The 23,266-nt window shown below is 61.1% G+C and carries 23 protein-coding genes and 1 pseudogene; 10 read left to right on the top strand and 14 right to left on the bottom strand.

Annotated elements, in window-relative coordinates:
• Nucleotides 1–109 precede the first annotated feature (109 nt).
• The 4 genes from AC05K6_RS07655 (at nucleotide 110) to AC05K6_RS07640 (ending at nucleotide 4,181) form a co-directional block, all read left to right on the top strand.
• Entirely contained in the window at nucleotides 110–1,897 is a 1,788-nt protein-coding gene (locus AC05K6_RS07655; protein WP_476728236.1) for a long-chain-fatty-acid--CoA ligase, read from the top strand.
• A gap of 3 nt (nucleotides 1,898–1,900) precedes the next feature.
• Nucleotides 1,901–2,809 (top strand): galactofuranosyltransferase GlfT1, encoded by a 909-nt coding sequence (gene glfT1 / locus AC05K6_RS07650; RefSeq protein WP_293792017.1) that lies wholly within the window; start codon nucleotides 1,901–1,903, stop codon nucleotides 2,807–2,809.
• Between the two features lie 192 nt (nucleotides 2,810–3,001).
• Nucleotides 3,002–3,727 carry a GtrA family protein gene (locus tag AC05K6_RS07645; RefSeq protein WP_448307969.1) on the top strand — a complete coding sequence of 242 codons (726 nt, stop codon included), beginning with the start codon at nucleotides 3,002–3,004 and terminating at the stop codon, nucleotides 3,725–3,727.
• Nucleotides 3,720–4,181, top strand: a complete 462-nt coding sequence (locus tag AC05K6_RS07640; RefSeq protein WP_448307862.1) for a GtrA family protein — start codon at nucleotides 3,720–3,722, stop codon at nucleotides 4,179–4,181. Before AC05K6_RS07645 ends, AC05K6_RS07640 begins: the two co-directional genes overlap by 8 nt.
• A gap of 343 nt (nucleotides 4,182–4,524) precedes the next feature.
• On the opposite strand, the gene AC05K6_RS07635 is transcribed toward AC05K6_RS07640, so the two are convergent.
• Both AC05K6_RS07635 and AC05K6_RS07630 read right to left on the bottom strand, forming a co-directional pair.
• Nucleotides 4,525–5,964: a hypothetical protein gene (locus AC05K6_RS07635; protein WP_476728227.1), complete on the bottom strand. Its 1,440-nt coding sequence runs from the start codon at nucleotides 5,962–5,964 to the stop codon at nucleotides 4,525–4,527.
• A gap of 25 nt (nucleotides 5,965–5,989) precedes the next feature.
• The gene (locus AC05K6_RS07630; RefSeq protein WP_473963811.1) at nucleotides 5,990–6,712 is read right to left on the bottom strand and encodes a hypothetical protein; all 723 of its coding nucleotides are present in this window, start codon (nucleotides 6,710–6,712) and stop codon (nucleotides 5,990–5,992) included.
• Nucleotides 6,713–6,895: 183 nt separating this feature from the next.
• On the opposite strand from AC05K6_RS07630, the gene AC05K6_RS07625 reads away from it, so the two are divergent.
• The 3 genes from AC05K6_RS07625 to AC05K6_RS07615 all read left to right on the top strand — a co-directional run bounded on the left by AC05K6_RS07625 (nucleotide 6,896) and on the right by AC05K6_RS07615 (nucleotide 9,477).
• Nucleotides 6,896–7,120 (top strand): hypothetical protein, encoded by a 225-nt coding sequence (locus AC05K6_RS07625; protein WP_448307970.1) that lies wholly within the window; start codon nucleotides 6,896–6,898, stop codon nucleotides 7,118–7,120.
• Nucleotides 7,121–7,261: 141 nt separating this feature from the next.
• Complete coding sequence (locus AC05K6_RS07620) at nucleotides 7,262–8,674, top strand: FAD-binding oxidoreductase (protein WP_293792024.1); 1,413 nt, start codon at nucleotides 7,262–7,264, stop codon at nucleotides 8,672–8,674.
• 44 nt (nucleotides 8,675–8,718) lie between these two features.
• Nucleotides 8,719–9,477, top strand: a complete 759-nt coding sequence (locus tag AC05K6_RS07615) for a decaprenylphospho-beta-D-erythro-pentofuranosid-2-ulose 2-reductase (protein WP_293792025.1) — start codon at nucleotides 8,719–8,721, stop codon at nucleotides 9,475–9,477.
• A gap of 124 nt (nucleotides 9,478–9,601) precedes the next feature.
• Here AC05K6_RS07615 and AC05K6_RS07610 read toward each other — a convergent pair whose 3' ends face one another.
• The 5 genes from AC05K6_RS07610 to trxA all read right to left on the bottom strand — a co-directional run bounded on the left by AC05K6_RS07610 (nucleotide 9,602) and on the right by trxA (nucleotide 14,441).
• Nucleotides 9,602–11,245 (bottom strand): MDR family MFS transporter, encoded by a 1,644-nt coding sequence (locus AC05K6_RS07610; protein WP_476728226.1) that lies wholly within the window; start codon nucleotides 11,243–11,245, stop codon nucleotides 9,602–9,604.
• Nucleotides 11,246–11,349: 104 nt separating this feature from the next.
• The gene (locus AC05K6_RS07605) at nucleotides 11,350–12,126 is read right to left on the bottom strand and encodes a PspA/IM30 family protein (protein ID WP_293792028.1); all 777 of its coding nucleotides are present in this window, start codon (nucleotides 12,124–12,126) and stop codon (nucleotides 11,350–11,352) included.
• Between the two features lie 128 nt (nucleotides 12,127–12,254).
• Nucleotides 12,255–13,322 (bottom strand): DUF6114 domain-containing protein, encoded by a 1,068-nt coding sequence (locus AC05K6_RS07600; protein WP_476728225.1) that lies wholly within the window; start codon nucleotides 13,320–13,322, stop codon nucleotides 12,255–12,257.
• A gap of 7 nt (nucleotides 13,323–13,329) precedes the next feature.
• Nucleotides 13,330–13,905: a DUF6230 family protein gene (locus AC05K6_RS07595; RefSeq protein ID WP_293792031.1), complete on the bottom strand. Its 576-nt coding sequence runs from the start codon at nucleotides 13,903–13,905 to the stop codon at nucleotides 13,330–13,332.
• Nucleotides 13,906–14,069: 164 nt separating this feature from the next.
• Complete coding sequence (gene trxA, locus AC05K6_RS07590; RefSeq protein ID WP_005292458.1) at nucleotides 14,070–14,441, bottom strand: thioredoxin; 372 nt, start codon at nucleotides 14,439–14,441, stop codon at nucleotides 14,070–14,072.
• Between trxA and AC05K6_RS07585 the strand changes: the two genes are divergently transcribed.
• Complete coding sequence (locus AC05K6_RS07585; RefSeq protein ID WP_005292460.1) at nucleotides 14,431–15,069, top strand: hotdog fold domain-containing protein; 639 nt, start codon at nucleotides 14,431–14,433, stop codon at nucleotides 15,067–15,069. The genes trxA and AC05K6_RS07585 overlap by 11 nt on opposite strands.
• Before the next feature lie 77 nt (nucleotides 15,070–15,146).
• Here the strand turns inward: AC05K6_RS07585 and AC05K6_RS07580 are convergent, their stop codons facing one another.
• The 3 genes and pseudogenes from AC05K6_RS07580 to AC05K6_RS07570 all read right to left on the bottom strand — a co-directional run bounded on the left by AC05K6_RS07580 (nucleotide 15,147) and on the right by AC05K6_RS07570 (nucleotide 16,687).
• Complete coding sequence (locus tag AC05K6_RS07580) at nucleotides 15,147–15,569, bottom strand: fluoride efflux transporter FluC (RefSeq protein WP_476728224.1); 423 nt, start codon at nucleotides 15,567–15,569, stop codon at nucleotides 15,147–15,149.
• The gene (locus AC05K6_RS07575; RefSeq protein ID WP_005292465.1) at nucleotides 15,566–16,078 is read right to left on the bottom strand and encodes a fluoride efflux transporter FluC; all 513 of its coding nucleotides are present in this window, start codon (nucleotides 16,076–16,078) and stop codon (nucleotides 15,566–15,568) included. The genes AC05K6_RS07580 and AC05K6_RS07575 overlap by 4 nt, the downstream gene beginning before the upstream one ends.
• Before the next feature lie 65 nt (nucleotides 16,079–16,143).
• Nucleotides 16,144–16,687 (bottom strand): annotated as a pseudogene (locus AC05K6_RS07570) (YceI family protein).
• A 116-nt stretch (nucleotides 16,688–16,803) separates the two neighbouring features.
• Here AC05K6_RS07570 and AC05K6_RS07565 point away from each other — a divergent pair.
• Nucleotides 16,804–17,295 (top strand): MarR family winged helix-turn-helix transcriptional regulator, encoded by a 492-nt coding sequence (locus tag AC05K6_RS07565; protein ID WP_476728223.1) that lies wholly within the window; start codon nucleotides 16,804–16,806, stop codon nucleotides 17,293–17,295.
• Between the two features lie 32 nt (nucleotides 17,296–17,327).
• On the opposite strand, the gene dnaB is transcribed toward AC05K6_RS07565, so the two are convergent.
• Nucleotides 17,328–18,818 (bottom strand): replicative DNA helicase, encoded by a 1,491-nt coding sequence (gene dnaB / locus AC05K6_RS07560; protein WP_448307875.1) that lies wholly within the window; start codon nucleotides 18,816–18,818, stop codon nucleotides 17,328–17,330.
• A gap of 504 nt (nucleotides 18,819–19,322) precedes the next feature.
• Here dnaB and AC05K6_RS07555 point away from each other — a divergent pair.
• Nucleotides 19,323–20,966 carry a flavin-containing monooxygenase gene (locus AC05K6_RS07555; protein WP_476728222.1) on the top strand — a complete coding sequence of 548 codons (1,644 nt, stop codon included), beginning with the start codon at nucleotides 19,323–19,325 and terminating at the stop codon, nucleotides 20,964–20,966.
• Between the two features lie 659 nt (nucleotides 20,967–21,625).
• On the opposite strand, the gene rplI is transcribed toward AC05K6_RS07555, so the two are convergent.
• The 3 genes from rplI to rpsF form a co-directional block, all read right to left on the bottom strand.
• Nucleotides 21,626–22,078, bottom strand: a complete 453-nt coding sequence (gene rplI, locus AC05K6_RS07550; protein ID WP_476728221.1) for a 50S ribosomal protein L9 — start codon at nucleotides 22,076–22,078, stop codon at nucleotides 21,626–21,628.
• An 82-nt stretch (nucleotides 22,079–22,160) separates the two neighbouring features.
• Nucleotides 22,161–22,763, bottom strand: coding sequence for a single-stranded DNA-binding protein (locus AC05K6_RS07545; protein WP_005292478.1), 603 nt, complete (start codon nucleotides 22,761–22,763; stop codon nucleotides 22,161–22,163).
• 142 nt (nucleotides 22,764–22,905) lie between these two features.
• Nucleotides 22,906–23,202, bottom strand: a complete 297-nt coding sequence (rpsF, locus tag AC05K6_RS07540; protein WP_293792073.1) for a 30S ribosomal protein S6 — start codon at nucleotides 23,200–23,202, stop codon at nucleotides 22,906–22,908.
• Nucleotides 23,203–23,266: the final 64 nt, after the last annotated feature.

The raw sequence follows: 23,266 nt of genomic DNA, 5'->3' as shown, positions 1-23,266 counted from the left end.
GCAGCCCTCACGAGCCCCCTCCAGGGCTGACGTGCAAACTAAACACAAACAATCAGTCATAAAACATCCCAAACAACCACCAAAAACAACGTAGAACCAGGTGAAACAGTTGACCAACCCAGCAGCCGACAACGGTGCAGGTGCCGCAGGCGCAACCGCCTCCGAGGCTTTCAACTCGAAGGCATGGCTGCAGCATTACACGCCGTGGACGCAGCACACCATTGACCTCGACGACCCCGCGGAGAACCCCTCCGGCTTCACCATCCCGCAGGTCTTTTGGCATGCGGTGGAGACCATCGGCGAGCGCAACGCATACTCCTTCTTCGGGAAAGTCACCACCTACGAGGAGTACGGCCACCAGGTTGCCATCGCCTCCCAGGGGCTCAAGAAGCTGGGCGTGCAACGCGGCGATCACGTCGCCATCGTGCTGCCGAACTGCCCGCAGGCTCTCATCGCGTTCTACGCCGTTCTGAATGTCGGCGCGGTGCCCATCCTGCACAACCCGCTATACACTGCCGCCGAGCTCAATCATCCATTTAACGACCACGCAGCGAAGGTCGGCTTCTTCTGGGACAAGGTCAGCGACGTCGCTGAGCACCTGCGGCTGGATAGCCCTCTGGATACCGTCATCGCCGTCACACTCCCCGACGAAATGCCAGCTCCGCTGCGCTACGCCTTGAAGCTGCCGATCCCGAAGATCAAGGCCATGAAGGACAAGCTCACCGGCCCGGCACCCGCCGCACTCTCCTGGAAGCGCTTCATGAGCTCCGGCGGGAATGGCAAGCAGTCATGGCGTGAGGGCGTCATTAACAAGAAGATCGAACCAAGCGACCCGGCGCTGATCCTGTACACCTCCGGCACCACCGGCAAGCCGAAGGGCGCCGTGCTGACGCACCGCAACCTCATCGCGAACCTCCGACAGGGCCAGACCTGGGTGAAAGGCCTGGGTAAGGGGCCAAAGCAGGAGGTCATGCTGGCCGCGCTGCCGATTTTCCATGCATACGGCCTGACCATGAACATCACGCTCGCCCCGATGATCGGCGGCGTAATTCAGCTGCTACCCGCACCCGAAATGCCGCTGGTCATGCGGGTAATGAAGAAGAACATGCCCTCCTGGATGCCGGGCGTGCCTGCGCTGTACCAGAACATTATGAAGGAGGCCGAGAAGCGCGGAATGTCCATCTCCGGCATCCGCAACTCCTTCAGCGGCGCCAGCGCCCTGCCCGCAGAGACCGTCCGCGAGTGGGAAAGCTCCACCGGCGGCAACATCGTCGAGGGCTACGGCCTGACCGAAACCTCGCCCATTATCGCAGGTAACCCCATGGGTAAGGGTCGCGAGGGCTACATCGGCGTGCCTTTCCCGTCCACCGAAATCCGCGTGGCCAACCCGGATAACCCCGCCGAAACGATGCCCGATGGCGAGGCCGGCGAGCTGGTCGTCCGCGGCCCGCAGGTGTTCAAGGGCTATCTCAACCGCCCGGACGCAACCGCTAAGGCCTTCTATGAGGACTGGTTCCGCACCGGTGACATGGCCGTCATGGAATCTGACGGCTACCTGAAGATCGTCTCCCGCATCAAGGAAATGATCATCACCGGCGGCTTTAACGTCTACCCCGCCGAGGTCGAGGAAGTGCTGTGCGAGCACCCCTCCATCGAGCAGGCCTCCGTCGTCGGTGTGGAGCGCAAGGACGGCTCCGAAACCGTCGCTGCGGCTGTGGTTTTGGCCAATGGCGCTGTTATTGACGCCGACGACTTCCGCGCCTTCGCCAAAGAACGACTTACTGCGTATAAGGTGCCTAAGGTATTCCATGCCTTCCAGGAACTGCCCGCCGACCAATTGGGCAAGGTGCGCCGACGCGAGGTGCAAGAACTGGTGGCGGAGAAGGAGAACGCCTAGAACATGCCCCTGAGCAGGAACGATACCGTCGCAGCAGTGATCGTCACGCACAATCGCGTGGAGCTGCTGGAGGCCTCACTGCGCCAAGTCGCAGGCCAGGAAGGCGCGGAAGTCGCGCACGTAGTGGTTGTGGATAACGGCAACGACCCGGCGGTGCGGGAGCTGGTGGAAGACGTGTGTGGCTCGCGGGCGCACTACGTGGGCTCCGAGACGAACCTGGGCGGCGCTGGCGGATTCGCGCTGGGATTCCTCACCGCGCTTTCTTTGGGCGCCGATGCGATTTGGTGTGCCGACGACGACGGCAGGCCGGCGGATGCACATGTGCTGGCCACCTTGCAGGAGGTTGCGGAGCGCGAGGGGCTGGAAGAGATCAGCCCGGTGGTGTGCAATATCGATGCCCCGGAGCGGTTGGCTTTCCCGCTGCGCCAGGGGCTGGTGTGGCGGCGGACTCTATCCGAGCTGGAGGGTTCGTTCCTGCCGGGGATCGCCAGCCTGTTTAACGGCGCGCTGATCAGTGCACGGGCGATGGAGATAATTGGTGTTCCCGACTATCGGCTTTTCATCCGTGGCGATGAGGTGGAATACCACCGCCGCCTGGTCCGCAGCGGCCTACCCTTTGGAACGTGTCTGACCTGCGCTTACCTGCACCCCGACGGGTCGGATGAGTTTAAGCCGATCCTCGGCGGGAAGATGCATACGCAGTACCCGGACAATGAATTCAAGCGCTACTTCACCTACCGCAACCGCGGATACATCATGAACCAGCCGGGCATGCGCAAGCTGCTGCCGCAGGAATACGCCCGCTTCGGTTGGTTCTTCCTCGTACAGAAGAAGGACCCGAAGGGGTTCGCAGAGTGGCTGCGGCTACATGCGCTCGGTCGGCGTGAGCAGTTCCGCCGGCCAGGTCGGTAGCACGGGCACGGCTCGGCGCTGGAGCAGGGCCACTCGGTCGGCACACGCAGTTCTAAGAAACTTTTTAAGCACACACACCGGGAAGGATTTTCCTTTTCACCCGGTCGCGGGCGTAGTCTTAAATGACTATCGCGGTGATCTTGCAAACGCTAGACCAAACGCTAGACACCGCCGAGCACTACTTAACCGAGGATCAAGTTAGCCGAAGTGACCGTGTCCGATACCCAGCCTTCCACCATCGCTGAGCCCGCCAAGGCCGCTGACGACGCAGGCGTCAATAAGAAAAACGTCGACGACGCAGCTACCGCATCTGCGCGTCCGCTTTCGCGCGGCCGCACCGTCGCACGGCAGTTCATCCAGTTTGGGATTGTTGGCGCGTCCGGGTTCATCGTCAACCAGGCGATTTTCGTGCTGGCGAAGAAGATCAGCGAGGCCGGATGGGGTATCGACGTGCAGGATGCGTTCCTGAACCTCCTCGGCAGCCAATACCATTTCCGCTGGTACCACGTGTTTTCCGTGATCGCTTTTGTGCTGGCGAATATTTGGAATTTCTGCCTGAACCGCTATTGGACGTTCCGCCACGAGCACAAGCGTGCGTGGTGGAAGCAGCTCCCGCAGTTCATGGCTGTGGGCGTGTTCGGGCTGATTATCACGCTGCTGGTCTCGACGGCGCTGGTGAATCCGGAGTCACCGATCGCGCTGCCCCACGACTTTTTCGATAACTCCACTGGGCTGCGCACGCGCGCGTACTGGGGCAACTTCATTGGTGTGATTGTGGCCGTGCCGGCGAACTTCCTGTTCAACAAGCTGTGGACGTTCCGCTCGGCGCCGCGCGACCACAAGCGGGTGGTGCGCACGGTCGAGCCGCGGACGGGCGCGGGCAATGCGGCAGGTGCTGACGGTGATGCGGATGACTAACTCTTCTTTTGATGACGCCCCCTCGTCGTCCCAGGGTGGTGGCCTTAGTCGGGCGCAACGTATGATCCGTTCGCAGCTGGTGAAGTTTGTGCTGGTCGGAGGGTTCAGTGCCATCGTCGACTTTGGTTCGACGGCGCTTTTCACTTTTGCTTTTGGCTTGAGCGATGGCGTGGCGAAGGCGCTGGGATTCGTGCTGGGAACCCTGACGGCATACTTCATCAACCGTCGGTGGACTTTCCAGGCGGAGCCGAGCGGGCGTCGGTTTGCCATAACCATGGCGACCTACGGCCTGACCTTTGCGGTGCAGTGGGGGCTGTACAAGGTGTCCATTCCGTGGCTGGAGGGTTTCGACCTGAATGCGTTCTGGGTGCGTGCGATTAGTTTTGTGATTGCCCAGGGTACGGCGACGGTGCTGAACTTCCTGATCCAGAAGTTCTTTATTTTCAAGCGCTAGCTGGTGGGCCGGGCTGGGTCTGGGTCGGGCTGGGCTGGCTGGTGGGCAGGTAGTCCGGGCGGACTGGTGAGCCGGTGGGCTCGCGGGAGGCTAATTTGGGGGTCTCCGGAGGCTCCGGCAGGGTGCAGATGTCGCTAAAACGGGAATCTGTTAACGAAACCAGTTTGCAATTATCTAAACCCGCAGGTCAGAGCGTTTCCATTTTTCGGAATCCACCGCAAGCCGCGACAGAATCCCGATTCAACGACATTCCGCGCCCGCAGAAAGCTGACTTGTGCCCCAGGCCACCACGGAATCCCGATTCAACGACATTCCGGGCACACAACAACACCCCGGCCCCCGCCTAGTGCTGCAAGATGAAGCGGTACATCTCCAGGCGTTCCAGCATCGAACACTGGGGAACCAAAGGAACTGCCTGGTCATCGGGCTGAGGTTCCCACTTGCAGGCTCCAACCTGCGCCAAGATGCGCCCGGTCCGGCGCGACAACCATTTGATCTCGCTGGCACTGAGGGCGTCGGCACCAAGAGCAGTATCCGTCGGCGGCAGCTTCGCATCCGCGCGCGTGTAGCCAAGCGCCGACATGAAGGCCTCGCTGACCTCCCCGGCTTCCGACTCCACCAGCGTGGACAGTGCAATGATCCGCGCCCACGCAGCGGCGCGCCCGATTTTGCTCTTCTCAATCGGCACATCGGCCAACAACTCGGCGGCGCGCTCGGTGACGTTCGCGGGCCGCTCCAAATCCAAAGCCTGCAGCAGCGGAATGAACTCGTACAACGCACCGTCGCGCAGCAGCTCTCGCAGCTCAGGGGTAATTTCCGCGAGGATATTCTCAACGGTATCCTCACCGGCCAGCGCCACATTCACTTCCGAGATGTCGACTATCGCCGGAATGCCCGCAGGGTGCAGGTGCGCGGCGAACTCGTCATCCTGATTCTTTTTGACGTCATCCGTCTCCGCGGCCTCATCGTCGGAATCCGCAAGGAAGTCAGCAGCCAGGAGGACTGCTTCGTCATTTGCTTCGCCCGGCGCGCCGAACAAGTCCTGGGATGAGGCGAGGAAAGGATCGAAGTGCGAGTCCCGGGAGGGGTCGACGAACTCAATTTCGTCGTGGCGGGTGGTGGTATCCGTGACGGTGACGCTGAAGTCGTATCCGTCGACCTTCAGCACACCGATGGTGCCACGGCGGAAAATATCGCCTAGAGCAGTGCCAATGGAATTCGCTCCTTTTGCATAGACGCGCACGCGCCCGGCGGTGCGGGCGCGGAAGCTCCAGGCAGGATCACTGTCACTACCGGCCTCGGCCTCTCCTGCAGCGTGATCTTCCTTTGTGCCGTAGCAGGTTGGGTGAGCTTCAGGTACTCGGTTCACCCGCTCCGGCCAGAGGAAGCTGGCGAGGATGACGTCTGCGAAGTCAGCCACGCTCATTGCGCTGGAGACGCTGAGGAGCCGCGAGTATCTTCCCACGCCCGGAAAGTGGTGCTCCACGGCTACGGTGAAGACCTTTGTGTGAGCCCCTGATTCCCTTCTTATCCCCATCCCCGGTGTGGACATTACCCCCAGGCTTTCCTGCATTTCCGCCTCCTCGGATCTGCTGTCTGCTGCGCTGTTCGCGTCAGCATCGCCGGCACCGTCACGCCGAGCAGTGCGGATTTCTGAAAGGGAAACCACGCTCCCGCCCGGTGCCACTGCCTCTGTGCTGTTCTCCCCCATTGCTCGCGCAGCACTAGAGCCACCGGCGGATTCATAGCCACCGGCGGCTCCAAAATGTGATGAGCGATTCATGGTTCTCAAGCGTAATCGCGCCTGGCTAACCTCGCTGGGCGAAAACCACCGGGATTGGCTGAGCTTGCGCAAAATCACTGCTCACAGCACCGATGCGCCGGACGCGTAGTTTGTCGAACGCATTGTATTGCGCGATCCACCCGCGCAGCGCCGCTGCCCCCTGCAGTGCGGCAGCAACTGCCAAGCGCTCCACCTCACCAGCGCCATCAGCACCGTCCCCGCCAGCTCCACTAGCACCATCTCCGCCAGAGCCACCAGCCTCAGCCCCTCGGAATTCCTCCAGCGGGCGCAAACTTCCCCACGCCGGCTGCTTCTTCCCCGGAAACTCGTCGCTGAAGTGCTGCTTTGCGGAGGCGAGGGCGTCATTAAGCGCAGCCTCCGTAGCCTCCACATCAACCAGCGCAACCTCCTGTGGCAGCACCTTCGCCGCCGCCTCCGGCCCCACGAACAACACGGGGTAACGCAGCAGCGCAGCGAGCATAGCCCCGCGGTCATCAGTCCCCTCGATCCAATCCGCCTCGGCAGCGAAGCCGTGAATGCCTGCGCCGTCGATCAACCATGCGCCGGAAAAGTCGCCCAACTGCACGTCGGGGTCAGTTTCCACCTGCCAGATGGCGAAGGTTGGGTCGTCTGCCTCGCCGGCGGCGGCCACGACCATGATCGGGTCATAACGGACAGGCTGGGGTGCGGTGTCAGTTACGGTGTCAGTTGCGGTGTCAGCGGTGTTCTCTGGGGCGGTTGTGCTCATCGTAATTGCAGGTTACCACCGCCACCGGACATGCCCCTTACGCTCGCAGCCGCACCCGCTAAGATCATCCCCATGGCTGATTCCGACTCGTCCTCCGTGCTCTCTTCCACGTTCTCCGCCGTCACCAAATTTTTCAAACGCTCCAAGCCCTCCCCCGCCGAGCAGGAGCACAGGAGTGCACCGGTGCGAATTGGGGGCGTCGGCAAGGAAAGCAGCTACGAGGCCTCGACCAGGACAAACCTGCCGCTCAACGAGTACATGACGCGCCTCATGGCCCAGGAGCTCCCCATCCTCGACAGCACCAGCCGCCAGCGCGTGCGCGATATCCTGCGCGACTACGACGGCCCAACCATCACTGAGCCGGAGGAACTGCCGGAGGAAATCCGTCAGATCATGGAACTGTACTAGCACCGTTGTAGTCGCTTGTGCCTGTCGCACTCCCTATTTTTGTGACGCCACCCACACCGCAACTGCGAAAACGCTGGCAACTTGTACTTCACGTAGCGCCGCGCCCCGGGGATGTCGTGCGCGGGCGCTAGGGTAGAGAACATGGAATTGCACACCAGCACTCGTACCCTCACCGGGTGGGGACGTACGGCCCCCACGACCGCCGAAGTCCTGTCTACCCAGGATGTCGATCAGATTGCTGCCGCCGTTGCGCGCGTGGCCGACGATAATGCGGATAAGCCCAGCCACCTCCAGCGTGGCGTGATCGCTCGCGGCATGGGCCGCAGCTATGGTGATCCGGCGATGAACGGTGGCGGCCTCGTCATCGACATGCAGCAGCTCAACCGCATTCACAGCATCAATCCCGATACCGCCATCGTAGATGTAGATGCTGGCGTGACATTGGATCAGCTGATGAAGGCCGCGCTGCCATACGGCCTGTGGGTGCCGGTGTTGCCCGGCACGCGCCAGGTGACCATCGGTGGTGCTATCGGCCCGGATATCCACGGCAAGAACCACCACTCTGCCGGTTCCTTCGGCAACCATGTCCGCTCCATGGAGCTGTTGGTGGCTGACGGGCGTGTTCTGCACCTGACCCCGGAGGGCTCCGCGGACGATCCGGATGGCGAGCTGTTCTGGGCCACCGTCGGCGGCATGGGCCTGACCGGCATCATTCTGCGCGCGACGATCGAGATGACGAAGACGGAGACCGCATACTTCATCGCCGATGGCGATATGACGCACTCCCTGGACGAGACCATCGCGTTCCACTCCGACGGTTCGGAGCACAACTTCACGTACTCCTCCGCCTGGTTCGATGCGATCAGCCCGGAGCCAAAGCTGGGTCGCGCGGCGATCTCCCGTGGCTCCCTGGCCACGCTAGATCAGCTGAAGGAGTACGCGCCGAAGCTGGCGAAGGATCCGCTGAAGTTCAACGCGCCGCAGCTCATGACCGTGCCGGATATCTTCCCGAACTTCACCATGAACAAGCTCTCCATGGTTGCCATCGGCGAGCTGTGGTGGCTGAAGTCCGGTGAGTACCGCAACCAGGTGCAGAACCTCACGCAGTTCTACCAGCCGCTGGATCTGATTGGCGAGTGGAACCGTGGCTACGGCTCCAAGGGATTCCTGCAGTACCAGTTCGTCGTGCCGACGGAGGCAGTGGAGCCGTTCAAGGAGATCATCCGCGATATCCAGGCTTCCGGCCACTACTCCGCGCTGAACGTGTTCAAGCTGTTCGGCGAGGGCAACAAGGCGCCGCTGAGCTACCCGATGCCAGGCTGGAATGTCTGCGTGGACTTCCCGATCAAGCCGGGTCTGGGCAACTTCTTGAACGACCTGGACCGCCGCGTGATGGAGTTCGGTGGCCGCCTGTACCTGGCCAAGGAGTCGCGCACTTCCGCCGAGAACTTCCACAAGATGTATCCCGGCCTGCCGGGTTGGCTCGCCACGCGGAAGAACATCGACCCGACGGGTGTGTTCGCCTCCGATATGTCCCGCCGCCTCGAGCTGTAGCCCCTGCCCACAATAGTTGCCCCCACCCCGAAAGAAGAGTCACAATGATTGATGCCGTTGGCAAACCCCAGTCCATCCTGCTTCTCGGCGGCGCGTCCGACATGGGCCTCGCCGTTGTCGAGGAGTTCCTCTCCCGCGGTTCTGCCCGCGTGATCCTGGCCGCCCGTCCTGGCGAGTCTTTGGACGACGCCACCTCACGCATGAACGCCGCCGGCGCCAGCGAGGTCGTCACCGTTCCCTTCGACGCAGTGGATTTCGATTCCCACCCGCAGGTGTTCGAGGAGATCTTCAGCCATGGCGACGTGGACCTGGCCATTGTTGCGTTCGGAATCCTGGGCGATAACGAGAAACAGTGGACCAACCAGAAGTTGGCTGTGCAGGCCGCACAGGTGAACTTCACCGGCGCCGTCTCCGTCGGCGTGCTGCTGGCGGACTACATGAAGAAGCAAGGCCACGGCCAGATTGTGGCGTTCTCCACCGTTGCCGGTGAGATGGTTCGCCGCTCCAACTTCGTCTACGGCTCCACGAAGGCTGGCCTGGATGGCTTCTACCGCATGCTCAACGAAGCTCTGCGCGGCTCCGGCGTGCGCGTACTGACGGTCCGCCCGGGCCAGGTCCGCACCAACATGACCAAGGACCTCGAGGATGCCCCGCTGACCGTGGACAAAGAAGACGTGGCCAAGGCGATCGCCAAGGCCGTGGATAACCGCAAGTCCCTGATCTGGGTGCACCCCCTGTTCCGCCCGATCATGCTGATCCTGAAGCACCTGCCGCTGCCGATCCTGCGCAAGCTGCCGCTGTAGCTCCCCAAAGCCCCCACTCTGGGGTTTGGCCGAGCCCCTCAGGCGAGCCCGCCACCACCCCCTCACCCGCGTACAAAGCACAAGCGCCGCCCCACACCCTGGGCGGCGCTTTGTCGTTCCCCTTCTAGTTCTTCAGGTGGCCTGGATGGGCGGACTCTTTGGCGTCCAACTTCAGGAACGCCGACAGCACGATCAGCGCCGCCGAAACGAAAGCCGCCACCAAGAACGCCACGTGGATGCCCTGGCCCACAACCTGCTGCTCGGCCAAAGCGGGATCCGTCGCTGCCAAGCCAGCCAGCTCCGCCGCGTTGCTCGAGGCATAGCGGGTGGAGGCGAACGTCATCACCGCCACGAAGATTGCCGTACCGGCACCACCGGCAACCTGCTGGAACGTGTTCAAAATTGCCTGCCCGTGGGAAGCCAGAGAATCCGGCACGGCCGCCAGGGCGTTGGACATAAGGGGCGTCATCATCAAAGCAATGCCCAGGTTCAATACCACCGTAAGGACCATGAGCTGCACAAACGCCGGCCACGTACCGGAGCCAACCCATCCGAACAGGCTCTCCGTCTGCTCCAGGGCGGCAAATCCCATCATGCCGATCGCGATCAGGATGCTGCCGGGAATGATCAGCGGGCGGGTGCCGCGCGCGTCATAAGCCCGGCCAATGGCAGGGCCGAGCAGTCCCATCACCAGACCACCGGGCAGGGAAACCATGCCGGTCTTCAGCTCCGACAAGCCCGCAACGTTCTGCGCGTACAGCGGCATCAGAATGATGAAACCGAAGAGCATAGAGAACGTCAGCAGCAGCAACCCCAGCGACAAGTTGTACTCGCGCACGCGCACCGGCTGCAGGTTCAGCAGCGGGGTGGCGTTCGGCTTATCGCTGCGCTCCAGGGAGCGCTGGCGCAGGAAGAAAAGCACCAGGACAACCGCGCCGACAGCCAGGATGAGCAGGCGCTGCACCGGCACCCCATCAGCCAACTCGGACAGACCAGCCAGGCCGTAGACCAGGCCCGCGAAGCCGAATGCGGAAAGAAAGACGGACAGCACATCCAGGGACGGGCGCGTCGGCTCCTCGAAGTTCTTCACCAGGAACAAGCCCGCGACCAGGGTAATCAACACCAGCGGGGCAACCAGGATGAAGATCCAGCGCCAGCCCAGGGCCTCCAGCACCACACCGGAGAACGTCGGCCCCAGCGCCGGAGCCACCGCAATGACCACCGAGACCAGGCCAAAGACCGCGCCACGGCGGTCGATGGGCACCAGGCGGATGATGGTGGTCATCAGCATCGGAATCACCAGCGCCGTGCCGCTGGCCTGCACCACGCGGGCGACCAGCAAAATCGGGAACGTCGGCGCGGCTGCGGCCAGAATCGTACCTATCAGGAAGGCTGTCAGCGCCGCGATGTAGATCGACCGCAACCGGAACCGTTGCATGATGTAGCCGGTCATCGGAATGACGACGGCCATCGTGAGCATGAACGCTGTAGTCAGCCATTGCGCTGCATCAGCGGTGACGCCAAATTCTCCCATCAAGACGGGGAGGGCCACGGCCAAGGTGGTTTCGTTGAGAATCACCACGAACGCTGCGACAACCAGCATGCCGATGAGCAGTTTCGCGCCCACCGCGGGCTCCTCTGGAGGGGTCGGGTGGCCCGCGCGATCGGGGCTGCGATTTTCGGAAATGCTTTCCGTTGACGCGACCGCGTCGGCTGGAGTGGTGGCGCGGTCGGGATCGGCGGCGTCAGAAAAAGGCTTTTTAGACAAAAGTATCCCTCCGAGACAAGAAAAGACGGGTGCACGAACGCACCCGCGAACCCTGGACACTTTACACCAGGTGTGCTGCGCCTGAAGGGGATAAGCGCTGTGGGCTAGCGCTCCAGCTCGCCCTGGGACTCGTCGGTCTCGAGTGCGTTTGTGCCGCTGCCCGAGTTCATCTGGGCGCGGATTTCCTCCAGGCGGGAGGCAGCACGCATGTCGTTACCTGCAGCTTCGATTTCTGCCATGCGGCCCTGCACGGAGTTTTCTACAAGCTCCTGGCTGCCGAGCGCCTGGGCGTAGCGCTGCTCGATCTTCTCGCGCACGCTATCCAGGGTCGGCACATCGTCGTTTTGCACTAGGCCATCCATCTGTTGCATGGAGTTGGCGGTAGCTTCCTGCATCTTCGCCTGATCTACCTGGGCGCGCAGCTGGTTAATCTGCGCCATCTGCTCCTCGAGGCGGGCAGCGGACTGCTGTTGTTGCTGCTGGGCCTGACGGGCGGCCTCCTCCGCACCGGCGTACAGCTGCTTGGTTTCGTCCAGCTGCTGTTCCACCGAGACCAGCTGGGAGGCGAACAGCTCCGCGGTCTGGTTCAGGTCGTTGGCCTTGGTCTGGTCGCCAGCAGCAGCGGCATTGTCGGCCTGCTGGATGGCGGTGCGAGCATTGTCCGACAGCTTCTTCGCGTCCTGCTGAAGGCGGTTCATCTTCATCTCCAGCTGGTTACGGTTACCGATCACGCGGGCTGCGCTTTCGGAGATCTGCTGGTGCTGCTTGCGGGCAGCCTCCGTGGCCTGCTGGATCTGTACATGGGGATCCGCGTTCTCCTCGATCTTCGTGTCGAGGGACTGCATGAGGTATTTCCAGCCCTTAGAAAATGGATTCGCCATGGGAAAGCTCCTGTATCGGACGTGATGGTGTGGTCAATTTAGCTGCAATGCAGCCTGTTGAATTCCAGCGTACTGGCTTTTGGCGCGGCGCACGGAGCGAATGGGCGGGCGGCGGAATCAGGGATACGTTAGAGAGCCTTCAGGTGGACTACCGGGGCGTTCATATCCCGCCCGGTTAGGTGCAGCAGGTCTAGCTTCACTTGTTTGAGGGAGACGACCTCCATCACCGGGTCTGGGATGGGCGCCTCGCTGGGGACCAAGCCCAGCTGGTGCAAAACGTCCCCCGCACCACCGGAGATATCCACCTTCACCGGGATCGTGGAGATCTCGGCTAGCGCGGGAACAGCCTCCAGGGACGTCGCCTCCACCACGACCGGCCCCTCGACCACATATGTCTCCACCTTTGAGCCGGTCCGCAGCATGCCATCGCCCCACTGGCCCGGCAGCTGGATCTGCAGGTTCTTAATTTGCAGGCGATCCCCGGTGATGCGTATTAGGTCGCGGCGGCCGTGCTCCGTGCCCACGGAATCCACGCTGATGCGCACATTCCCCTTGAAGGTCACGTTGTCGGCGGTGACCTGGCCGACATCGCCCACACGGGCGGGCTGCGCCACACTGTACGGGGCGTTCGCGTTCAGGATGCCCACGCCGGTCGCGATACCCACTGCCACCAGCAAGGCCGCTACCGTCGCGGAGTACCCACCGCCGGACTGCGGCGCATCGCCATCCGCGCCATCCCCGCCGTCGCCTACGCTCTCCCCAGTCGACTCAGCCGACTCTGCCGACTCTGCCGACTCAGCCAACTCTGCCGGCTCTGCAGCAGTGGCCTTAGCTTTCTTCCGCTTGCCGTCCCCCGGCTCCCACGCCAACGCAAACGCGCCGCCGAAAATCCCCAGCAGCGAGCCCAATAAAAAGCCGCCGATATTCGAGGCCGGCAGCGCCACCAAAGACAGCAGAATGGCGAACACACCCAGGTAAGGTGCTGTCGCCGGCTTCAGCCAAATACCCAGGCCAAACATAATCTGGGCTGCGCCGAGGAACAGCGTGGAGACCCCCGACAACGTGGAGATCATCACCAGTAGGTCATTAATGCGTAGGGTCAGGTAGGCGGGCGTCATAATCACCACACCCGAAAGCAGCACCAGCAGTCCCGGCACGAACGGCCGACCGCGACGCCATTCCGCGAAGCGTGCCAAACGCCCTCTAGCAGGCATTCTCAGTTCCCCGGCGCACGCTCGCCTCAACTCCGGAAACGTTCAGCTGCTTCGCCCCAACAGATGTCGCAACAATCTTTTCTGCCACAACCTGCACGTCTTTCGAGTGCAGACCCCATGCATCGTCCGGTGCTTCGGGGTTGACCTGGTGGGCGTCAATACCAAGGTTAGGGTCAGCCATCCGCAGGCTGCCCTTAATATCGGTAGACCCGACGATCAGGTCCTTCGCATCCACACTGTTCTTTCCGTTGGAGCGCAGGGCAAGAGTTGCCTCACCGACGGCGGGCAGGTTCGGCACGGTTGTTGAAAGGCACAGGTCAGAGGCCTTGGCCTGCTGAATCTTCACGCGCGCGACGGGCAGGTGATTATCACCTTTAACGTCGTTATCCATGAACAGCGAAAAGTCCTGCCCGGAAAGGTGATCGATCGTCACGGTGAAAAAAGAACCAGACAGCGCGAGGTTCGCGGAAATGCCGCCTTTCGCCACCGCCATTCCGGTTCCGGCGAATCCAACCAGCCCAGCGGTCAATGCAATCGCTGCTTTCCTGGCGTTGATTCGTCCCATTCTGTGCGCCTCCTCTTGTAATGCCCTCAAGCATTATCCCTGTGGTGGCGCCGATGCGCGAATCGCTGGTCTATTATTTTTTGTTTCGGTTCGAGGCCACCCGCGCTAGCCCCTCAGCCCACACACTGCGCGCGAGACCGGCCAGCGTGCCTACCACGCAGTCTTTACTGCTCCTTGGCCTGCTCGGCCTCGATCTGCTTGCGCACCTCGTCCATGTCCAGTTCCTCGGCCTTGGCGATGAGCTCGTTCAGCGCCTTCGCCGGGAGCAGGCCGGACTCGCGGGCCAGCAGAACACCATCGCGGAACAGCATCAGCGTCGGGATCGACTGGATCTGCAGCGCAGCGGAAAGCTCCTGGTTGGCCTCAGTATCGACCTTGCCGAACACAGCCTCCGGGTGCTCGTCAGAGACCTGTTCGAAGATGGGCGCGAAGCGCTTACACGGACCGCACCATTCCGCCCAGAAGTCCAGCACGACGATGCCGTCGCCCTGCACGGTGTCCTGGAAGTTAGCTCCGGTGATTTCGATGGTCGCCATTTGTTTCCCTTCGGGTCGATTGTGCTTGTCCAAAAACTTTGTTGTTGGCGCCCCGGTGAAAGGGGGCGAGCATGTTTTCCAACATTACGCAACGGTCGCTTTATTCCACGTTAGAGTTCTCACTATGTCTATTTATGACGCCAACGCGAATCCATCTAGCACTTTCAAAATGTACAAGCAGCTTGCGAACAAACCGTTCGGAAACGGTTTGTTCTCGGCTGCGGCCGGCTTTAAAGCACCATACTTCCTCACCGTACAGCCTCGGGTGCAAGAGCTGCGCCCGGGCTTCTGCAAGGTTCGGTCGAAGAAGTGGTGGCTGCTGAACAACCACATTGGTACCTTCCATGCCATTGCGGCCTGCAATGTCGCGGAGTTTGCAATGGGGATGCTGGCCGAGGCCTCAATTCCCAATACGCACCGGTGGCTGCCACAGGGCATGCGAACTCAGTACTTGAAGAAGACGAAGGGCAGCCTGACGGCCACCGCCACTGCCGAATTGCCGGACTTCGAGAAGATCACTCAGGAGTCTGGCGGACAGACCGTGACGGTGAAGATCCACTTCGCCGATGATGAGGGCAAGGAATCCACCTACGCGGAGATTGACATCTGGGTGACGGCCAAAAAGTAGCGCAGATACCTGGTACGTTTGCGCGGCTCCCGGCGACGTACACGGCGTCGTAGCGTCCGCACCCGCGCGAAGGCTCCTCAGGCGCCAGCAAGTAGCGCCCCGCACCACAGCGCGAGGAGGAACACCGCGCAGCAGACCACTGCCATCCCCACCACGCCCACAATACGGCGAGCGGGCTGGGGCCGGGTGAAGACCTCCACCATCACCGTGGAGAACGTGGTGAAACCGCCGGCCAAACCAATGCCAAGCAGGGGATATAAAATGTCCTGCGTCTCGCCTGCACTGGTGGATCCGGCGGCTCCGTCAAGATGCTGCGAGGTGTACCCAAGCACTAAACCCAGCACGACTGTGCCGAGGAGGTTCACCACCGCGAGGCTCCACAAAGGTGCCCAACCGTGCTTGGACTTTAGGTGAGTATCCAGTACGTAGCGGGCCGCCGCTCCCGTCCCGCCTCCGAGGGCGACGGCTAACAGCTCAATGAGGGTTGCTCCGGTGTTCATCGTGCGCCCCCTTTGTGGGGCTCATGGGGATCCTGGGGCTCGTCGGCGCCGTCGGCTGCGCGTCGCAGCCGCGCCAGCTCATTCAGATCCCGCCCGAGGCGCAGCCCCATCGCAGCTGCAATTAGACCAAGCGCCAGCGTAAACACGCCGTAGGTTCCCCCGATGAGGATGGTAGAAGCTGAATCGGTGGTGGCGTCAACAGCCGCAGCAAGCGAGCTAAACGACGTAAAACCGCCGAGCACTCCCGTGCCCCAGAACGTGCGACGTGGGTGGGCAGAATCCGGGATCATCCCGACTAAGAGCCCTAAAAGGAGCGCACCCAGGACGTTGACCACCAGCAATGCGATGTCTCCTAGAGGGATTCCTCCAATGATGTTCAGCGGCGTGGCTGCGCCGAGCACGCGTGTGGGGTCGCCGAGGGCGGGGATCCAGACGGTCAGCGTCCAACGAATAATCGCCCCCAGCGCGCCGCCGAGGAAAACCAGGGCGACGGGCGGGAGGCGATTCATAGGTGCAATATTACCCAGCTGGCAGCGCGACCAGTCGAGTTGGGCGGCCACAACGGCCGATCAGGTTAGCTCTGCTTGACGGCGGAAATGTCGAAGTTCAGCGCGATCTTTTCGGAAACAAGCACGCCCACCATCAAGAGCGGTGTTCCACTCCAGGCCAAAGTCACGGCGGTTAATGCTGGTGGAACCCTCGAAGCCGACGCGGGTCTGGCCCCACGGATCCTGCACCTCACCGGTGAAATCGAAGTCGATGGTGACGGGCTTTGTCACATCCTTAATGGTCAGGTCGCCGGTAACGCGGAGGGTGGATTCGCCGGCGGCGGTAATGTCCGTGGAGGTGAAGGTGATGTGCGGGTACTTCTCCGTCTCGAAGAAATCACCAGTGGTCAGGTGAGCGTCGCGGTCGGCATTGCGGGTATCGACGCTGTTGACGTCGATCTTGACCTCAATCTTTGCGCCTTCCAGGTTCTCGCCGGTGGTGGCGGTGCCCTCGAAGTCGGTGAATGCGCCACGAACCTTGGTGACCATGGCGTGGCGGGCGACGAAACCAATCTCGGAGTGCGCTGCGTCGATCTGGAAGTTGCCGGAGTAGTTGTTGACGTTGGTCATGTTGAACCTTTCAGTTGGTGTGTCAGTTGATTACTTCTTTTGATGCGCTGGCCTCAAAGCTACACCCTATTAGTTGATGTATCAACTATTTTGACCGATATGCGATACTGGTGCACATGACACAAGAAGACACCTCTCCCCCGCTACACAACGATGCGAACAAGGGGACAAAGTGGCTGAACAGTCGCGAACAGCAGGTGTGGCGAGCGTGGATCAATGCCCACATCAACATCAATGCCGAACTAGCGCAGCAGCTGTCGGCGGAAACGTCCCTATCCCTGGCGGACTACGAGGTTCTGGTCCACCTTTCGGAAGCACCGGACCACCGGCAGCGAATCGTCGCACTGGCAAACATGATGCAATGGAGCCGTTCGCGCCTTTCGCACCAGATCACGCGCATGTCTAAACGCGGTCTTGTGCGCCGTACAACTTGTGACGCCGACGGTCGCGGGGCCTACGTAGTCTTGGAACCCGCAGGCCTCGAGGCGATAGCCACCGCCGCCCCCGGCCACGTGGCAAAGGTGCGGGAGCTGGTCTTCGACCAGCTTAGCGACGCAGAGATCGAGCAGTTCTACGAAATCCTGGCGAAACTAAACGGGAAATCCTAGGCACTAGGCTCCTAGGTTCCTAGGTTCCGGCACTAGGGCATGGGGGAGATATCGCGGGCCATGTCGGAGAACTTAGAGAATTGCAGCTGGTTGGCAACAGTCACGGTGCCGATCGGGCCGCCACGGTGCTTAGCCAAGATAATGTCCGCCTCACCCGCACGCTCATGATCGGGGTTCTGGGAATCAGGGCGGTTGATCAGCATAACCATGTCGGCATCCTGCTCCAGCGAACCCGATTCACGCAGGTCAGAAACACGCGGGAGAGCATCGTCACCACGCGACTCCACACCACGGTTCAGCTGCGAAATCGCGATCACGGGGACGTTAACTTCCTTGGCCAGAAGCTTGAGCTGACGGGAAAACTCCGAGACCTCTTGCTGACGGGACTCCACACGCTTACCGGAGGACATCAGCTGTAGGTAGTCCACCACAATCAACTGCAGATCCACTTGTTGCTTCAAGCGGCGGGCCTTGGAGCGGATCTCCATCATCGTCAGGTTCGGCGAATCGTCGATGTAAATCGGTGCATCTTCAATCTCACCGATGCGCACCGTCAGCCGATCCCAATCATCGTCAGTCAACTTACCGCCGCGCATGGAGGCCAGGCGCACCTCCGCCTCTGCGGAAAAGATGCGCATCATCACCTCCGACTTGCTCATTTCCAAGCTGAATAGCGCCGATGCCTTGCCATGCTCAATGGAGGCAGACCGCATGAAGTCCAGCGCCAGCGTAGATTTACCCACACCGGGACGCGCCGCCACAATCACCATCTGTCCACCGCGCAAACCATTGGTTAGATCGTCAAGATCCTTAAAACCGGTGGGGATACCCATTTCGATGCCATCTTGGCTTTCCAGCTGCTCGATCTCCCCCACCGTCGATGCGACCAACTCCGCGAAGACTTCATAGTCCTCCTTCGCGGCATCGTTGGTAATGGCGAACATCTCCTGCTGTGCGCGGTCCACCACGTTGTCTACATCTGCACCCTCGGTGCCCGCATAGCCCAGCTGCACAATCGTGGTACCGGCCTGCACCAGGCGACGCAACGTGGCCTTCTCTCGCACAATCGAGGCGTAGTAGCCCACGTTTGCGGAGGTCGGAGTCTTTTGGATGATGCTATGCAGGTATCCTGCACCACCGATGAAACCCAGCACGCCGTCGCGGTCCAAGCGCCCGCCAAGGATGACTGGGTCGACTTCCTTACCCTCGCCGTAGAGCTGAAGTATGGCGTCAAAAATAGTCTTGTGCTTCGGCACATAGAAGTCGTCGCCGACAAGGACTTCTACGACATCCGCGATCGCGTCCTTGTTGAGCATCATGCCGCCGAGTACACCCTGCTCGGCCTCCGGGTTCTGCGGCATTTCGCGGACGATCTGCTGGGTGCCCGAACCTCCGCGACGCCCACCGCGGCCACTGCCGAAGTCACGACCGCCAGCGAAATCCTGGGATCCGCCGAAGTCATCAAACGGCTCGTCGGGCAGCGGGGCGCCGTCGTCGAAGTTCATGCCTGCATTCTTGCTCATGTCGACCACATTAGTGGCAGCAACGGACAACCTCGAACCCCCGCCCTGTGCCCGCTTTTTGTGCTCACCCGCCCCGTGCGAGAACAACTTGTGAGGGCATTGCAAATCAAGTTATCCACAGGCACTGTGAATATACCTGTGGAGGAAATGTGCATAACTTCCAATAGCCCAGGACGGGTTGTGGATAACCTGTGGACAGTCAACACTCTCACCTGCACTTTCTTCTATTATCGCAGGTCAGGGGCGTGTGACTGGTGTGAAAACCTCTTTTTTCATCGGTGGATAACTTGGGGATAAACAAACCCGCAGGCCAGGCGGTTGCCCTTCTGTAAACGCCCAGGTCGCCTGAAAGTTCAAAATATTCACGTATTATTCACCTTCGGCGCGGGGTTTTGCACAGCCCTTATCCCCTCCTCAGGCATTGCCTAATTTTCAGTTTGCTGAGCGGAAGCAAAATATTGGTTCTCCCACGAGACGCCACCATCGTGAACTAGCCTATTCTCCATGAACGCAACGCCCGACCACTCCACAGCCGACCCAACCTCCACCGCGACCACTCCCCTGCCCGCCCTCGCAAACGCTAGCGCCGAACACCCCCTCGACCTCCTTATCGTCGGCGCAGGCCTCTCTGGCATCGACATCGCCTACCACGTCTCCAAAAACTTCCCTTCCTGGAACTGGGCAGGCGTCGATTCCAACTACGACGTCGGCGGCACCTGGGCCACCTTCCAATACCCCGGAATCCGTTCAGATTCCGACATGGCCACGTTCTCCCTCCCCTTCAAGAAATGGCCACACAAGGGCACGCTCGGCTCAGGCAAGCAAATCCGCGACTACTGCCACGAAGCCGCCGCCGAAATCGGCATGCTCGACCGCCTACAGCTCTCCACCTGGGTCGAATCCGTAAACTTCCACACCAACCGCGGGCTGTGGGAGGTCACCATGCGCCTCGGTCGCACAGGCCGCGCAAACTCCGAAGGCACCGACGATTTCGGCCTCGCGCAGCCCACCCTCACCACGTGGACGCGCCGTCTCCACTTCGCCACCGGATACTACCGCCATTCGGAGGGCTTTACCGCGCACATTGAGGGCGTCGATACCTTCCAAGGCACCGCCCTACACCCACAACAATGGCTCCGCGACCTCGACGTGCGCGGAAAGAAGGTTACCGTGATTGGCTCCGGAGCCACGGCAATTACGCTGGTTCCGGCGCTGCATTCAATGGGCGCGGACGTCACGATGCTGCAGCGGACTCCCACGTACATTGCCCCGCTGCCGGAGACGGACACGATCAGCTCCCTCGTCGGCCTGGGTCTCAGCACACAGCCGGGCACATTCGGTCATCGTTTGGCCCGCAGCCTGCATATTGGGCGCGACATGGCGCAGTACCACCTATGCCAGACATTCCCCAGCATCGCGAAGTTGGTGTTCCGGGGCTGGAATCGTCTGTACCTGCCCGCTGACGAGGTGCGCCGGAACTTCACTCCCCCGTATGGGCCGTGGGATCAGCGCGTCTGCAAGTCCCCCGGCGGCGACTTCTTTAAGGCCGTGCGGGGTGGGGCGCGAGTCGTCACTGACCATATCGACCGCGTTGACGCAGGTGGGGTGCGGTTGCGCTCCGGCGGGTACATCGAGGCCGATGTTTTGGTGATCGCCACGGGGCTGCAGCTTTTGGCCTTTGGTGACGCCAACTTCTCCGTGGACGGCACTCCCGTACCGACCGAATCTCTGGTGGCTTATCGTGCCATGATGGCCAATCGCCTGCCGAATTTCTCGTACACCATTGGGTATTTGAACCAGTCGTGGACGCTGCGCGCGGATATGACTTCGCGCTATTTGGTGCAGCTGTGGAAGGACATGGAAGCGCGGGGCGAGCAGTGGGCTTGCCCGCTGTTGCCCGCCGGAGAGGCCGCTGACCTGCCGCTTTTGGAGATGTCCAGCGGTTATATTCAGCGGAGCGTGGCGACTCTGCCGCGTCAGGGTGCTGGGGATCCGTGGCGGATGGAGCAGGATTACATCAAGGAGCGGCGCACCTACACGGGCGCGGACAACAAGCATGACATGGCATTTGGCGTGGAGGCTTTGAAGGCTGCGGCGCCGCTGGCGGCTGGAGAGGGCGGCGGCGGTGCCGCTGAGCTGCGACAATAGCTCTGGCTGTGGTGGCCCTGGTTGCGGACACCGGCTCCGGCAGTGGTAGCCCTGGTATGCGGACCCTGGCTCTGGCTGTGGTGGCCCTGGTATGCGGCCAACAGCTTCGGCGGTGGTCCTTCCCCGTAGCATCAGAGGTCCTTCCCTAACCCCAGCGCGGGCGAGTTTGTGTGCTTCAGAACGGAAAATGTCGCTAGAACGGGAATCTATTAACCGCAGCGGTTTTCATTAATGCGAACCCGCAGGTCACAGCGCTGAAGAATTTTCTAAACTTTTCAGCCGCCCGCCACATTCCCGATCTAACGACATTCCTGGCCCGCCGGAGCCCCTCCAGGCACCAAACCGGCCCCACATTCCCGACCTAACGACATTCCGGGCAAGGTTCGCCGTGGCGTCCAAAAGCCCCAACCTGCACCCCGGTAACGGAAAAGACCCCACGCGTAGGTGCGTGGGGCCTTAACCTGCTGTTGTCTAAGTTAGAAAAGTTTTCTTCTGGTGCGTTCTAGTTATTGGCGCATCATCGCAGTTCAGGGCATTAAAATCCGACCGAGCCGCCGAAAAACCAGCCACCCGTGTTGTCTAGGCACGGGCAAAAGGGCTCGCAGGAATGCCATGACCTGCCGGTCACCGGAAAACGGCGAAACCGGACAGTTACGAACTTACGCGGAAACAACCTCGAAGCTCAGGGATGCAACGATGCCTTCGTGCAGCTGAACGTCCACAGAGTAAACGCCGGTTGCCTTAACATCGCCCTTGCGCAGCTTGATGCTGTGCTTGTCCAGGGAACGACCGTTGGCCTTCTTCACTGCATCAACAATGTTGTCTGCGGTGACAGAGCCGAAGATCTTGCCGGTCTCTGCAGTGCGGACCGCAACGGTCACGCCACTCAGGTTCTCCAGCTCTTCCTTAACCTCGCGTGCGTGATCCAGGTCGCGAATCTGTCGTGCTTCCTGCGCGCGCTTAATTCCTTCGATCTGCTTCTCAGCACCGCGGGTTGCAACGATTGCATAGCCGCGCGGAAGCAGGTAGTTACGTCCGTAGCCAGCCTTGACCTCTACGATGTCGCCGGGGACACCGAGGTTGTCAACGTTGGCGGTGAGGATCAGCTTCATGATCCAGCCTTTCGTTGTGCTTTGGTTCGACCAATTATGTTCAAAAAATTTAACGCTGACCAGCGACTTTTAAGCCAACCGATCAGAATGGCGGTTCGTCGTCGCCATCACCAAATCCGGACTGTGGTGCAGAGTTCCACGGGTCATCGTCCATGGCAGCGTTGCGGCCACCGAAACCCTGGTTGTTCTGTCCCCGATTACCCTGACCCTGGCCACCGGCATTGCCGCCACCAAAGCCACCCTGGCCGCCAGCATTGCCGCCGCCAAAGCCACCGTTTCCACCGTTGCCCTGACCCTGGCCACCCTGGCCTCCTCCACGGAACGACTTATTAATGTCCGCAGTTGCGAAGCGCAGCGACGGGCCTACCTCTTCGACCTCAATCTCGAAGACAGTACGGCGCTCGCCATTGCGATCGTCGTAGGAGCGCTGGCGCAGACGGCCAGTCACGATCACGCGGTCACCCTTGCTCAGGCTGTTGGCCACGTTCTCGGCAGGTTGACGCCACACGTTGCAGGTCAAAAACAGCGGCTCACCGTCGACGAATTGACCAGCTTGCTGGTCGTAGCGACGAGGTGTGGAAGCCACGCGGAAGTTTGCAACTGCAGCTCCGTTGGGCGTGTAGCGCAATTCCGGATCCGCAACGATGTTGCCGACCACAGTGATCTGGGTGTCTCCCTGTGCCATGTTTCTTTCCTAACGTTGTGTGGTGAAGGGCGGTTGAGCAGTGTTTAGTCCTGTTCGAGCCCCGTTAGAACCCTGTTCAGGTCTGTTTAGGTGTAGGTACAGTCCGTTCGGAGCCTGTAGCTCGCCTCAATGGCGATTGTAGCTACTGGTCCTTCCGCAGCACCTTGGTGCGCAGAATCTGGTCGTTGATGTTGAGCAGGCGGTCGATTTCCAGCACGGTAGCCGACTCACACTTCAGGTCGAGAACTACGTAGATGCCCTCGTCCTTCTTGTTGATCGGGTACTCGAGGCGACGCTTGCCCCAGATATCAACCTTTTCCACGGTACCGTTTTCCTTGCGGACAATATCCAAGTACTTGTCCAGCGACGGGGCAACGGTGCGTTCATCCTGGGAAGGGTCGATGATGATCATCATCTCGTATTGACGCACGGACCTCATCACCTCCTATGGTCTAGTGTTTCGGCCATACCCCTTTTGGGCATGGCAGGAGGGTCGTTGCGTC

The organism is Corynebacterium sp. TUM25020, assembly GCF_056388495.1.
Note: the sequence above shows the minus strand (reverse complement) of the source record. Positions and strands in the feature narration are given on the sequence as shown.

Excerpts from the sequence above, each read along its gene's own strand:
- AC05K6_RS07640 (WP_448307862.1), top strand. The coding sequence starts at position 3,720 with ATGACTAACTCTTCTTTTGATGACGCCCCCTCGTCGTCCCAGGGTGGT.
- AC05K6_RS07545 (WP_005292478.1), bottom strand. The coding sequence starts at position 22,763 with ATGGCACAGGGAGACACCCAGATCACTGTGGTCGGCAACATCGTTGCG.
- AC05K6_RS07605 (WP_293792028.1), bottom strand. The coding sequence starts at position 12,126 with ATGGCGAATCCATTTTCTAAGGGCTGGAAATACCTCATGCAGTCCCTC.
- AC05K6_RS07595 (WP_293792031.1), bottom strand. The coding sequence starts at position 13,905 with ATGGGACGAATCAACGCCAGGAAAGCAGCGATTGCATTGACCGCTGGG.
- dnaB (WP_448307875.1), bottom strand. The coding sequence starts at position 18,818 with ATGAGCAAGAATGCAGGCATGAACTTCGACGACGGCGCCCCGCTGCCC.
- AC05K6_RS07575 (WP_005292465.1), bottom strand. The coding sequence starts at position 16,078 with ATGAATCGCCTCCCGCCCGTCGCCCTGGTTTTCCTCGGCGGCGCGCTG.
- AC05K6_RS07620 (WP_293792024.1), top strand. The coding sequence starts at position 7,262 with ATGGAATTGCACACCAGCACTCGTACCCTCACCGGGTGGGGACGTACG.
- AC05K6_RS07585 (WP_005292460.1), top strand. The coding sequence starts at position 14,431 with ATGGTCGCCATTTGTTTCCCTTCGGGTCGATTGTGCTTGTCCAAAAAC.
- rpsF (WP_293792073.1), bottom strand. The coding sequence starts at position 23,202 with ATGAGGTCCGTGCGTCAATACGAGATGATGATCATCATCGACCCTTCC.
- AC05K6_RS07635 (WP_476728227.1), bottom strand. The coding sequence starts at position 5,964 with ATGAATCGCTCATCACATTTTGGAGCCGCCGGTGGCTATGAATCCGCC.
- AC05K6_RS07580 (WP_476728224.1), bottom strand. The coding sequence starts at position 15,569 with ATGAACACCGGAGCAACCCTCATTGAGCTGTTAGCCGTCGCCCTCGGA.
- glfT1 (WP_293792017.1), top strand. The coding sequence starts at position 1,901 with ATGCCCCTGAGCAGGAACGATACCGTCGCAGCAGTGATCGTCACGCAC.
- AC05K6_RS07615 (WP_293792025.1), top strand. The coding sequence starts at position 8,719 with ATGATTGATGCCGTTGGCAAACCCCAGTCCATCCTGCTTCTCGGCGGC.
- AC05K6_RS07555 (WP_476728222.1), top strand. The coding sequence starts at position 19,323 with ATGAACGCAACGCCCGACCACTCCACAGCCGACCCAACCTCCACCGCG.
- trxA (WP_005292458.1), bottom strand. The coding sequence starts at position 14,441 with ATGGCGACCATCGAAATCACCGGAGCTAACTTCCAGGACACCGTGCAG.
- rplI (WP_476728221.1), bottom strand. The coding sequence starts at position 22,078 with ATGAAGCTGATCCTCACCGCCAACGTTGACAACCTCGGTGTCCCCGGC.
- AC05K6_RS07630 (WP_473963811.1), bottom strand. The coding sequence starts at position 6,712 with ATGAGCACAACCGCCCCAGAGAACACCGCTGACACCGCAACTGACACC.
- AC05K6_RS07565 (WP_476728223.1), top strand. The coding sequence starts at position 16,804 with ATGACACAAGAAGACACCTCTCCCCCGCTACACAACGATGCGAACAAG.